At 60.9% G+C, this 11,943-nt stretch carries 10 protein-coding genes; 9 read left to right on the top strand and 1 reads right to left on the bottom strand.

What is annotated here, in order from left to right; translation table 11 throughout:
* Nucleotides 1–81: 81 nt before the first annotated feature.
* Complete coding sequence (inhA, locus tag V8689_RS10285) at nucleotides 82–762, top strand: isonitrile hydratase (protein ID WP_056788269.1); 681 nt, start codon at nucleotides 82–84, stop codon at nucleotides 760–762.
* Between the two features lie 612 nt (nucleotides 763–1,374).
* On the opposite strand, the gene V8689_RS10280 is transcribed toward inhA, so the two are convergent.
* Nucleotides 1,375–2,004 (bottom strand): LysE family translocator, encoded by a 630-nt coding sequence (locus tag V8689_RS10280; RefSeq protein ID WP_056788266.1) that lies wholly within the window; start codon nucleotides 2,002–2,004, stop codon nucleotides 1,375–1,377.
* Between the two features lie 94 nt (nucleotides 2,005–2,098).
* On the opposite strand from V8689_RS10280, the gene V8689_RS10275 reads away from it, so the two are divergent.
* The 8 genes from V8689_RS10275 to V8689_RS10240 all read left to right on the top strand — a co-directional run bounded on the left by V8689_RS10275 (nucleotide 2,099) and on the right by V8689_RS10240 (nucleotide 11,936).
* Nucleotides 2,099–2,233, top strand: a complete 135-nt coding sequence (locus tag V8689_RS10275; RefSeq protein WP_263398751.1) for a hypothetical protein — start codon at nucleotides 2,099–2,101, stop codon at nucleotides 2,231–2,233.
* Between the two features lie 490 nt (nucleotides 2,234–2,723).
* Nucleotides 2,724–4,163 carry an undecaprenyl-phosphate glucose phosphotransferase gene (locus tag V8689_RS10270; protein ID WP_056788264.1) on the top strand — a complete coding sequence of 480 codons (1,440 nt, stop codon included), beginning with the start codon at nucleotides 2,724–2,726 and terminating at the stop codon, nucleotides 4,161–4,163.
* Nucleotides 4,163–5,623, top strand: coding sequence for a mannose-1-phosphate guanylyltransferase/mannose-6-phosphate isomerase (locus tag V8689_RS10265; RefSeq protein ID WP_044273578.1), 1,461 nt, complete (start codon nucleotides 4,163–4,165; stop codon nucleotides 5,621–5,623). Before V8689_RS10270 ends, V8689_RS10265 begins: the two co-directional genes overlap by 1 nt.
* Nucleotides 5,623–6,534, top strand: a complete 912-nt coding sequence (locus tag V8689_RS10260) for a glycosyltransferase family 2 protein (RefSeq protein WP_056788261.1) — start codon at nucleotides 5,623–5,625, stop codon at nucleotides 6,532–6,534. Before V8689_RS10265 ends, V8689_RS10260 begins: the two co-directional genes overlap by 1 nt.
* Nucleotides 6,535–6,540: 6 nt before the next feature.
* Nucleotides 6,541–7,368, top strand: a complete 828-nt coding sequence (locus tag V8689_RS10255) for a polysaccharide biosynthesis/export family protein (RefSeq protein ID WP_056788258.1) — start codon at nucleotides 6,541–6,543, stop codon at nucleotides 7,366–7,368.
* A 70-nt stretch (nucleotides 7,369–7,438) separates the two neighbouring features.
* Nucleotides 7,439–9,418: a GumC family protein gene (locus V8689_RS10250; protein WP_056788255.1), complete on the top strand. Its 1,980-nt coding sequence runs from the start codon at nucleotides 7,439–7,441 to the stop codon at nucleotides 9,416–9,418.
* On the top strand, nucleotides 9,418–10,599 hold the full coding sequence (locus V8689_RS10245; protein ID WP_056788254.1) for a glycosyltransferase: 1,182 nt from the start codon (nucleotides 9,418–9,420) through the stop codon (nucleotides 10,597–10,599). The genes V8689_RS10250 and V8689_RS10245 overlap by 1 nt, the downstream gene beginning before the upstream one ends.
* A complete protein-coding gene (locus V8689_RS10240; RefSeq protein ID WP_056788251.1) occupies nucleotides 10,596–11,936 on the top strand; it encodes a beta-galactosidase in 1,341 nt (446 codons plus the stop codon). Before V8689_RS10245 ends, V8689_RS10240 begins: the two co-directional genes overlap by 4 nt.
* The last annotated feature ends 7 nt before the right edge of the window (nucleotides 11,937–11,943 follow it).

Raw genomic sequence — 11,943 nt, 5'->3', positions numbered from 1 at the left:
GAGATTAGTGGGCTCAATGGCGTATTCGCCAAAGCCTAGGCTTCTACAGTAAGGACGTCCATTCCTTTCGGAGCTTGAATCATGACCTTGCAGATCGGCTTTCTATTGTTCCCCGGCATCCAGCAACTGGACCTTACCGGCCCCTATGATGTCCTCGGTTCGCTGCCAGACGTGAAGCTGCACCTGGTGTGGAAAGACCTCGCGCCGATCACCTCCAGCACTGGCCTGGTGTTCACGCCGACCATCACGTATGCCGACTGCCCGAACCTGGACGTGCTCTGCGTACCTGGCGGCGCTGGCGTAGGCCCGTTGATGGAAGATGCGCAAACCCTGGACTTTCTCAAGGCCCAGGCACAGACCGCACGCTACATGACCTCGGTGTGCACCGGCTCACTGGTATTGGGCGCGGCAGGGTTACTGCGCGGTCGCAAGGCCACCACCCACTGGGCCTACCACGACCTGCTCGCCCCGCTCGGTGCCATCCCTGTGCAGGAGCGTGTAGTGCGTGACGGCAACCTGTTTACCGGCGGCGGGATCACCGCCGGCATCGACTTTGCCCTGACGTTGGCCGCAGAGCTGTACAGCGAAGCGGCAGCGCAACTGGTGCAACTGCAAATCGAATACGCGCCAGCCCCACCGTTTGACTCCGGCCGCCCGGAAACGGCGCCCCGGCATGTGCTGGAGGAGGCTAACAAGCGCACGGAAGAGTCACGCAGAGTGCGCGGGGAGATTGTTGCGCGGGCGGCTGCGCGGTTGGGGTGAATTTGGATTCATAGGGGAGCCCTAGACCGCTATACGTAACTTTTTTTGATTCTTTCGGTGCTCGACGGCCGTCGAGTTGTAGCCGACAGTAACCACGATGCGAAGCGAGCCGCTCTTGATCTGCTTTTGATCTTGATCTCAAGCGCCCCGTTAAACCACGCTGGCCGGAATTCGACAGGGATTTGGGGGGTAAACCGGCAGGGATGCCGGTTTAGCCGCCCCGCGCCATGGATGGCGCGTGGCGGCGGCCCCCCAAATCTCTGGCGGATTACGGGCACACCGAGCCTAAGCGAGGTGCCGAGTGGTGGGGCAAGAGCGCTTTGCTTACTTTCGCGCTTTTCGAAAGTGAGCCGCCGTTGGGCGGAACCCTAAGTAGCCGTTACCGCAGGAATGGATATGCTCTCGGTATAACTGCGTCGCCTGTTAGGCCGCCTTCGCGGGCAAGCCCGCTCCCACAGTTTGATTGCGGGGTGCCAGGTAGATAGGCGTCGGTTGGCAGGCAGCTCCCACAATTGGATGGTGGGGTGTCTGGTAAATGAGCATCGGCTGTCGGGCCGTCACGGGAGCAAGCTTCCTCGCCACAAAGAAACCTGCCTGGCTTCCCGCGTGCCCTCAGGCAGGACGCGACATCACCGCCAAACGCACGGCCAACGCCATCAGCACCGCCGCCAATCCCCACTTCTGCAACCAGCCGCTTTTTGTGCGCTTGGCGAAAAAGCGGCTCAGCGTCCCGCCAAACAGGCCCAACAGCACATGAAACACGCTCGCGATCAGCGTCAGCACGCCGCCCAGCACCAGCAATTGCAAGGCGATAGGCCCCGCCTCGGGCCGCACAAACTGTGGCAGGAACACCATGAAAAACAACAACGCCTTGGGGTTGAGCAAACTGTTGAACATGGCCTGCAGAAACACTCGGCTCAACGCCACGCTGCCGACGTGAGCGGCGCCCAGGCTGGGGCGTTTTTGCAAGGTTTTGAAGACCAACCACAGCAGGTAGATCACGCCCGCACAACGGATCAGGTCGAATGCCGGCGGCCAACTGGCGACCACCGCCGTCACCCCCATCGCGGTCAATGCCGTCAGCAACAGGTCGGCCACGCCAATGCCCAGGGCCGCAGCAATGCCGCCGCGCCAGCCATGGGCGACACCCTGGCTGATGACAAACGCCATGTTCGGCCCCGGTGACAGCAGCAATAGCAACACAGCGCCGGAAAAAACGCCGAGTGTGACGAGGCTGATCATGGTTGAACCGTCCGCTGGGAAAACCCCAGATTAATCGGCGCTGGCAGGCCCTACAAAAAATTGTGCTGGATACATTGCTCACGCAGCGAACCCAGTGATTGCTGAAGACGCGGTCTCCAACACCCACTTGCCCCGACATATGCTCAGGGTGTGGGGCGACTATCAGTTGGACGATGGCGCTCAAGGGGAGCCGCGTAACCTGACGCTGAGCCTCAAAGGCAACTTCTAAGCACCGCACACCCCCTCCTGTAGGAGCGAGCTTGCTCGCGAAAAACTCCCAGACGCCGCGTGTACCCAGGAAGCACGCGTTATCGTTGACGTTTTTCGCGAGCAAGCTCGCTCCTACAAAAAGGCCCTCCGCCATCGTCAAAAGCTTTTCGTGGCTAGCAGGCAAATCCCTAGGTTTGTTCCTACACTCCAAAAAGCCATCATCGATTCTCGATTATTCTGAAATACCCGCCATGCACGTCAACAAACCGTCATATCATGGAGACCTTGAGAGGACTATCGAATAAGACGGCCAAAAAGCCAAATCATTGACACAAATCCTCAAAGGAGCCACTATTTAGCCATCAACCAGTAAATGCCTGCGTTTAGACAGCCATTACGTATTACCCAGCAACAGAAGTCGTTCGATTTGCACCACTTGTAATGCATACCTGTCTTATGGATGAGCAAACGAATAGGAACGTTCTGGTGGTGTATTGAGGATCTGATGTATGCGCGGCAAATCGTCGGTTGATAGCCTGTTTTTAACTCGCACCGGTTTCGTTGAGTTTTTTGTCGTTTTCGTAAAACTGATCCATGGACTGACCGCCATCTCGCCGGCGATCATCCTGTTGTTCTACCCGGACCCGGTCGCGGAACACATGCGCACTCACTATCTGGGCCTGCTGGCGTTCTTTGCGATCCTGACCATTATCCTGTTCCAGGCCCTGGGGGTTTACTCCGATGACCTGTTCAGCAATCGCCTGCGTTTTCGCGTGATGCTGGTGGCCTGGGTCTCGGCGTTTTGCATCCTGTTGTTCATGTACCAGATCCTGCTCCTGTTCCCGCAGTTGAGCCCTCGCAACCTGGCGTTCTGGTTTTGCGCGAGCCTGGTGCTGTTTGGCGTGGAGCGCATACTCATGCTGCGCCTGTATCGCCATTTGATGGACAACGGCAAATTCCTCCAGCGCACCGTGATCCTGGGCTTTACCGACACGGCCGTGCATGTGGCTGAACACCTATCGCGCAACAGTGATATTCGTTCCGGCCTGATCGGTTTTATCGACGACCGTACCGAGCGCATTCCCAAGGAGCTGAGCCGCCTGCCGTTGCTGGGCAATACCCGCGACCTGGAAAAGCTGATCCGCTCCGAACAGGTCAACCAGGTAATGATCACCCTGCCCTGGGCTGCCGAGCAGCGCATCAACGGGTTGGTCAAGCGCCTGCGACAGATGTCGGTGAACGTCATGCTGGTGCCGGACATGGCCGCCCTGCGCTACGGCCATAACCGCATCACCGATGTGGGCGGCATTCTGATGTTCAACACCTCGCAATTGCCGCTGCGAGGCTGGTCGCCGTTTATCAAGCGTTGCGAAGACCTGCTGCTGGCCAGCATCGGCCTGTTGCTGCTGTCGCCGGTGATGCTGGTGACCGCCATCGCGATCAAACTCGATTCCAAGGGCCCGGTGCTGTTTCGCCAGAAGCGCTATGGCTACAACGACAACCTGATCCGCGTGTTCAAGTTCCGCTCGATGTACGTCGAGCAGACCGACCTCAACGCCGAGAACCAGACCACGCGCCAGGACCCGCGCATCACTCGGGTCGGCAGGATCATCCGCAAGACCAGCATTGATGAGCTGCCCCAACTGTTTAACGTGCTGCTGGGCAATATGTCGATGGTCGGCCCGCGCCCCCACGCCACGGCCACCAAGGCCGCCGGGATTCCTTTCGAGGAAGCGGTCAGCGAATACAGCTCGCGCCATCGGGTCAAGCCGGGCATTACCGGTTGGGCGCAGATAAATGGTTACCGCGGCGAGACCGATACGTTATTCAAGATTCAGAAGCGGGTCGAATACGACCTGGAATACATCGCCAAATGGTCCGTATGGCTGGACCTCTACATCGTTTTCATGACGGTCCCGGCCGTTCTTTCCACCAAGGAAGTCTATTGATGAACCCACTTAACGGATTGATTCCCTGCATCATCTCCGGTGGTTCGGGTACGCGGCTATGGCCGGTTTCGCGGCAGAACATGCCCAAGCCCTTCATGCGCATGCGCGACGACCAGAGCCTGTTGCAGAAGACCTTCCTGCGGGCCAGTCACTTGCCGGGCGTCGACAGCATCCTGACCGTGACCAACCGCGACCTGCTGTTTCGCACTCTCGACGACTACCGCGCGGTGAACACCCAGCGCCTGGGCCTCGACCTGCTGCTGGAGCCGTTTGGCCGCAACACCGCCGCCGCCATCGCAGTGGCTGCGTTGCATGTGCAGGAGCATTTTGGCGCAGACGCGCAGTTGCTGGTGATGCCCGCCGATCATCTGGTGCTGGATGAAAGCGCCTTTGCCCAGGCGGTGGAAAAAGCCCGTGCCTTGGCCGAGGCCGGTTACCTGGTGACCTTTGGCATCCAGCCTGACCGAGCAGAAACCGGCTTTGGCTATATCGAACAAGGGCCGGCCCTGGGCGCAGGTTTTCGGGTGCAGCGCTTTGTCGAAAAGCCCGACCAGGCCACCGCCCAAGGCTACCTGGACGGCGGCAAGCATCTGTGGAATGCCGGCATGTTCTGCTTCAAGGCGGCAACCCTGCTGGAAGAATTGGCCAGCCACGCCCCGGCGGTTCTGGAGGCGGCCAAGGCGGCGCTGGAGCACAGCCAGAGCCTGCAAAACAGTAGCAGCCGCCAGCGCGAACTAAGCCCGGAAGGTTTCGGCACCGCGCCGGATATCTCCATCGATGTGGCGCTGATGGAAAAATCCGCCCAAGTCGCGGTCGTGCCCTGCGACATAGGCTGGAGCGATATCGGCTCCTGGGAAGCCCTGCGCCAACTCACGCCCAGTGACGACAATGGCAACCAGATCAACGGCGAGGCGATCCTGCACGACGTGCATAACTGCTACATCGACTCGCCCAAGCGGGTACTCGGTGCGGTGGGCGTGCGTGACCTGATCATCGTCGACACCCCCGACGCCCTGCTGATCGCCGACGCCCATCGCAGCCAGGACGTGCGGCATATCGTTGCCGAACTCAAGCGCCAGAATCACCCGGCGTTCAGCCTGCATCGCACCGTCACTCGGCCCTGGGGCACCTACACGGTGCTGGAAGAAAGCACGCGGTTCAAAATCAAGCGCATCGTGGTCAAGCCCAAAGGTTCGCTGTCCCTGCAAATGCACCATCACCGCAGCGAGCATTGGGTGGTGGTCAGCGGCGCGGCGATGATCACCAATGGTGAGCGCGAAATCCTGCTCAACATGAACGAGTCCACCTACATTCCCGCCGGGCACAAGCACCGCCTGACCAACCCCGGCATCATCGACTTGGTGATGATCGAGGTGCAGAGCGGTGAGTACCTGGGTGAAGACGACATCGTGCGCTATGACGACATCTACGGCCGCGCGCCGGTTGAAGTGAAGCCCTGATGCGTACGTCATTGATCATCCCCACCCGCAACGCGGCCAGCCACCTGGATCGCCTGTTGCCAGCGCTGCGCATGCAGACGTTGCAGCCGGACGAAATGCTGGTGGTCGACAGCGCATCGAGCGATAACACCGTGGCGCGCTTTCGCGAATTCGGCGCGCGCGTGGAGGTGATTGACGCCCGTGATTTCAACCACGGCGGTACCCGGCGCTGGGCCAGCGAGCAAGTAGGCGGCGACGCCTTGATCGTCATGACCCAGGACGCGATCCCCGCCAACGCCGAGACCTTTGCCAACCTGATCAGCGAGCTGCAACTGGAGCCGCTCAATGGCGTGGCCTACGGCCGGCAACTGCCGCACCCCGGTGCCGGCGTGCTCGGCGCGCAGTCGCGGCACTTCAATTACCCGGCGGCCAGCCGCACCAAGCGCCTGGACGATGCAGCGCAACTGGGCATCAAGACCTGCTTCAGCTCCGACTCGTTTTCGGTGTACCGGCGCAGCGCCCTGAGCGCGGTGGGCGGTTTCCCCCAGGACGTGATTGGCAGTGAAGACGCCTATGTGGCCGCGCGCATGCTGCTGGCCGGTTATCAGGTGCGCTATGCCGCGAGTGCGCAGGTTTATCACTCCCATGATTACCGCTTGCTGGAAGAGTTTCGCCGCTACTTCGATATCGGTGTGTTCTACGGCCGCGAGCCGTGGATTCGCCAGGCGTTTGGCGACGCCGGCGGCGAAGGCAAACGTTATGTGCTGGCCGAACTGCACGCATTGCGCGAGGCCAACGCGCTGTACCGCGCCCCCGAAGTGGTGGTGCGCAGTGCCTTTAAATTGCTGGGCTATCGCCTCGGCCACCTTGAACGCCACCTGCCCAACGCGCTTAAACGGCGCCTGGGCATGTTTTCCACCTACTGGACTTGAGCCGTCATGAAGACTATCAACCGACGTTTCCGTCTTACCCTGCTCGGCCTCATGAGTGCCTCAATCTGGCTGGCTGGCTGTTCGACCCCCGCGCGGGTGCCGCTTCCTGATAACGACACGCTCAAGGCCGGCCATCAAGCGGCGCTGACCCTGGCCGACCTGCCACCGCCGCAGGTGCTGATCCAGAGCGGCGACTCGCTGCGGATCGTACGTGATGCCCAGGAGCCGGCGGCGGCCGATGACATGACGATATTTGTGGTGCGCCCCGACGGCGTGATCTCGGTGCCCAACATTGGCCGGGTCAAGGCGGCCCTGCGCACGCCCGAAGACCTGGGCAAGGAAATCACCGAGAAGTACAAGCGCATCTACCGGGAACCTGCGGTGACGGTGAACATCGCCAGCGCACCGAGCAACAAGGTGTTTATCGGCGGCGCGGTGTCCAACCCGGCGTTTTTCGACCTGGCCGGCAACGTCAGCGTCGAGCAGGCGCTGCTCAGCTCCGGTGGTGTATTGCCCTCGGCGGATGCCTCCAACGTGGCCTTGCTGCGCACCGGCCCCGATGGCAAGTACAGGACGTACTTCATCAGCCTGGAAAGCATGTTGACCAACCCCAATCACCCGCGGGTAGCGTTGCAACGCGGCGATTTGATCTTTGTGCCGCAATCGGGCATCGGCGCGACGGTGGAGGCTGTGGATATGTACTTCACCAAGCTGTTTCCGATCAACAAAGGGATTGGTATTGGCTTGAATTACGACCTGAACAAGAGCGACGTGAAAAACAGCGGCAACACCATCTACAACAACCCAACCATCAACGCAGGCCAAGGATTATGAAGCGGGCTTCGTATCACTCGAACCAAGCGTTCCCGCCTTTCGTAAACCCCATATGCAATGGAGTGATCCTGTGATCGAAATCCGCTCTCTTCGCGACCTGCTGCGGCTGTTTTTCATCTACCGCCGCGAATTCAAACTGGCCGTGCTCACCACGATCGTCATCGCCGTGCTCGGTGCCTTCCTGCTGCCGGCTCGCTACGAGTCGGACGCGCGCTTGCTGGTCAAGCCGGGGCGGGATAACACCACCTTGCCGATCGAGGCCGCCAACCGCCAGACGCTGATTGCCCCGAGCACCCAGCACGACCCGATTGTCGACGAAGAAAAAATGCTCACGGGCCGGCCCATCGTGCATATCGTCGCCGAGCGCTATATGGCGATGACCGCCGAACCGCCGCAAGGCTTCTGGAAGGTCACCAAGTTCTACATCAAGAAGGGTGTGGGCGAAGTCATCAATGGCATTCGAAGTGTGCTGCAGTTTGTCGGCCTTGCCGAGAAACAAAGCCCGCTGGAACGCCTGGCGACCTCACTGGAGAAGAACTTCACCGCCGGCCACGAGCCGGGTTCTTCGGTGATCGAGATTTCCTTCACCTGGGACGACCCGGCGGTGGCGCAAAAAATCGTCGAGACCTGGGTCAACGCCTACCTCGAAGAACGCGCGCGGATTCTCGGGCGCAAGAGCCTGCACACCTTCTATGAAACCGAACGCGCCAAGGTGGCGGAGAATATCCAGAGCCTGAAAGATCAGCTACAAGGCCGCTTGAAGCAGATCGACTCGATCAGTGTCGATGCGCGCCTGAAGAACCTGACCAACCAGATCGACCGCGTCACCGACGCCAAGGTCAGCGCACAGAACCAGATTTCGGGGATTCGCAGCCTGCTGGCCAACGCCAGCCAGCAAATCAAGAGCCAGCCGGCAGACGTGGTCACGATGCGCGAAACCAGCCTCAACCCCACCCAGCTCGACCTCAAGCGCCAGCTTAATGCACTGCAAGTGGAGCGGGCTCGGCTGTTGCGCACCTACCTGCCGGGCACCCCGCAGGTCAACCAGATCGAGCAGAACATCCGCGACATGGAAGCCCTCAGCGCCCAGGAAGCCACCCGCCTGGAACGCTCACAGAACACCGCGCCCAACAGCCTGGTGATCAACGTCAAACAGCAAATGATCGACGCCCAATTGCAAGAGCGCAAACTGGCCGGGGAAATCGAGAACTACGACAAGACCCTTACCGAACTGCGCGCCCAGCGTGACCAGGCGATGACCGATGAGCCGCAACTCAACACCCTGAGCCAACAACTGCGCACCGCCGAAAAGAGCTACGCGTTGTACTCGGACAATCTTGAACAAGCGCGAATCGACCACGAACTGGACAACAGCCAGATCAGCAACATCGCCCTGATCGAACACGCCACCCTCAACCCGGCACGCGTGTTTCCCAAGAGCCTGCTGATGCTGTTGTTCGCTATTCCCGCCGGCGTGGCCGTGGGCTTGCTGACCATCTATGTGTTGTACCTGCTGGACCAGCGCATCCACGATGGTACCCGCTTGCAGGAGATGTTCCATGTGCCGCTGTGGAGCAGCATTCCCGATGTGCAAGACGCAACGCCGGCAGCCGTCACCGCCAGCCTTTATCGCTTGTACAGCCTGCTGCCCTTGGATCGCATTGCCACTGAAGGGTTTGCCCTGGGCCTGACCTCGGCGCGCCATGGCGAAGGTGTGACCTTTATCGCCTCGCAACTCAAGCGTCTGCTGGAGGAGCGTGGTCACCGCGTCTCGGTCGATGGGGCGAACGCGCCAACGCCGGGTGAAGTATTACTGCTGGACGCCTCGGCGCTGTCCTCCAACCCGCAGGCCTTCCTGACGCTGCGCCGCGCTGACCAGATCGTGCTGGTGATCGAAGCCCGCACCAGCACCGTGCCAACGATCGAAAATGCGGTGTCGTTACTGACCACCGCGTTCGGCAAAGTCGACGGCATGATCCTCAACCGCCGCCGCTTCGAAGTGCCGGCCAAGGTGCTGGCGCGACTCAATAGCTGGCGTGGGGCGGCCTGATGCGTATCGCATTGCTGGCGCCGCTGCCACCGGAGCAGACCGGGATCGCCGATTACGCCGCGCACTTGCGCAACGCGTTGATCGAACTGGGCCTTGAGGTGGTGACCCCGCTCGCCGGCTGCCTGGAGCTGCCTGAACAGTTGAAGCGCCTGCAGGCCTTTGACTGGCGCGGCGTGGACCTGGTGCATGCAGAACTGGGGGGTGGACGCTTCGGTGAGTTCCAGGCGCTGGAGTACCTGCGCCGGGCGCAACCGCACCTGCCGTTGACCGCCACGGTGCATGACCCGGAGCGCCTGATCTGGCGCCGAGCCAAGCTGTTTTTCCCTTTGACGCTGCTTGAACGCCTGCCTCACCCGCTGCCCCAGGCGGCGGCGCTGCTAGCCGACCCGTTGACCTTGCACGAAGAACGGCGCCTGGCCAAAGGCATGCGCCGCCTGATCACCCTCACCCGCTTGGGCGGCGACTGCCTGCGCCAGCGCATGGGCCTGCGCCCGCAACAGGTGGCGGTGATTGCCCATGGCAACCTGCCCATCGCGCCCCAGGCGTTACCGCCACTGGCGCCGTTGCGCCTGCTGTATTTCGGTTTTATCTACCGTGGCAAGGGCATTGAGGACTTGCTGCTGGCCCTGGCCCAGTCACTGGCCGCCCACCCGCAATGCCGAGGCCAGGTACGCCTGACCCTGGCCGGTGGCACCGCGCCGGAAATGACCTTTGACCCCGCCGGCAACTACCTCGACGGCCTGCGCGAGCAGATCAGCGCGCTGCATCTTGAAGATGTGGTGGACTGGCAACTGGACCTGCCCTCGGCGCAGATCCCTTCTACGATCCAGGCGCACCATGTGATGGTGCTGCCCTATCGCGAATCGAAAAAACTCAGCTTCCTGGGGCAGATGCGTGGCACCAGCGGCGCGCTGTCGTGGGCCAATGCCTGCGGGCGCGGGGTGATCACCTCCAACGCCCGCGCCTTCGCTGAAGAGGTGGCCGGCGGCAATGGCATCACCTATCAGCAAGGCGATACAGCGTCCTTGAGCAACGCCTTGAGCCGCTTGATCCTCGACCCGCAACAGGCGCAGCAATGGGCCGCCCGGGCAGGAGAAATCGGCCACCAACGCCAGTGGGCCAACACGGCCCAGCGGTTTGCTGAATTATTTCGGGATGCTTGTGAGGAGCCGTTGCGATGAACCTGTCATCCGTTCGCCCACTGTGGCGCTACCTGCCGCTGGCGCTGTCAATCGCCGTCGGTAGCGCCCTGCTGTTGAGTGAAAAAGTCGATGCACAACCGGTGAACCTGGCCCCGGAGCGCAGCGTGGTCTGGAAGGATTTTCTCGGCGTGAACGCCCACTTTCTGTGGTTCACGCCCGAGCAGTACCGTAAGCAGATCCACCAATATAAGAAGCTTGGATTGCAATGGGTGCGGGTCGACCTGCATTGGGATCGCCTGGAACCCAAGGAAGACGATTATCAACTCAGCACCTTCGATGAACTGGACCGCACCCTGACCGCCGAAAAACTGCGTTCGGTGTTTTACCTGGTGGGGTCGGCACCCTTTATCACCACCGCCCCCAAGGGCGTGCCGTTCCAGGACCAGTATCAACCGCGGGACGCCAACATCTATGCCATGCGCCTGGCCGTACTGGCCAAGCGCTACCCGAATATCGATGCCTGGCAGGTATGGAATGAACAGAACCTGCCGAACAACTGGCGCCCCAAAGTCAACGCCAAGGAATACGCGCAATTGTTATTGGCCAGTCACAAGGCCTTGAACATTGCAGCGCCGGACAAACTGCAGGTCATGGGTGGCATGGCGTATTACAGCCAGATGCCGCCGCGTGGCAAAACCCTGATGTTTGAATCGCTCGGCGCGCTGGGGGTGCAAAGCCTGGGCATGGTCGCGGCCTATCACCCTTATTCGATGACTCCGGAAACCGATGAGCCGGGCAAAAACGAAGTGCTGCTGCGCGGCGATCAACTTAATTCGATGCTGCACGGTGCCGGGATCAAGCAGGTCTGGGCCACTGAATGGGGCTGGTCCAGCTATGCCGGGCCCAAGGAGATGCAGGACCTGATCGGTGTCGACGGGCAAGCCGATTACACCTTGCGCCGCCTGGCGTTGATGGCGTCCCAGGACTACCAGAAGATCTTCCTGTTCGCGCTGTCCGACCTCGACCAACGCGCCTCGCCACGTGACCAGCATTACGGCCTGTTGAACCTCGATGGCGAACCCAAGCCGGTGTACACCGCCCTCGCCCGCTTCCTGGAGATCACCGGCCCCACGCTCAAACCCGGCAACACGCCGCAGCTTCAGGATGTACCGGACAGCTTCTACAGCGTGGCCTGGACCCGCCCAGACGGAAAAAACCTGCTGATGTATTGGAGCGCCAAAGGCAGCAGCATCAGCCTGCCCGGCATCAAAAACGCAGAACTGCTGGACCCGCTGACCGGCGCCCGGCAAACCCTGAGCGACGAGAACGGTATTCGCCCAGTGGTGAAGCCAAGTTTGCAGATACTGGTGTGGTAGCCCTGGG

It is taken from the genome of Pseudomonas sp. AK181 (assembly GCF_051122975.1).
Lineage (GTDB): Bacteria > Pseudomonadota > Gammaproteobacteria > Pseudomonadales > Pseudomonadaceae > Aquipseudomonas > Aquipseudomonas lactis.
Note: the sequence above shows the minus strand (reverse complement) of the source record. Positions and strands in the feature narration are given on the sequence as shown.

Bases quoted from the DNA above. Each gene is read 5' to 3' on its own strand.
- inhA (WP_056788269.1), top strand. From the start codon at position 82: ATGACCTTGCAGATCGGCTTTCTATTGTTCCCCGGCATCCAGCAACTG.
- V8689_RS10280 (WP_056788266.1), bottom strand. From the start codon at position 2,004: ATGATCAGCCTCGTCACACTCGGCGTTTTTTCCGGCGCTGTGTTGCTA.
- V8689_RS10270 (WP_056788264.1), top strand. From the start codon at position 2,724: ATGCGCGGCAAATCGTCGGTTGATAGCCTGTTTTTAACTCGCACCGGT.
- V8689_RS10265 (WP_044273578.1), top strand. From the start codon at position 4,163: ATGAACCCACTTAACGGATTGATTCCCTGCATCATCTCCGGTGGTTCG.
- V8689_RS10260 (WP_056788261.1), top strand. From the start codon at position 5,623: ATGCGTACGTCATTGATCATCCCCACCCGCAACGCGGCCAGCCACCTG.
- V8689_RS10255 (WP_056788258.1), top strand. From the start codon at position 6,541: ATGAAGACTATCAACCGACGTTTCCGTCTTACCCTGCTCGGCCTCATG.
- V8689_RS10245 (WP_056788254.1), top strand. From the start codon at position 9,418: ATGCGTATCGCATTGCTGGCGCCGCTGCCACCGGAGCAGACCGGGATC.
- V8689_RS10240 (WP_056788251.1), top strand. From the start codon at position 10,596: ATGAACCTGTCATCCGTTCGCCCACTGTGGCGCTACCTGCCGCTGGCG.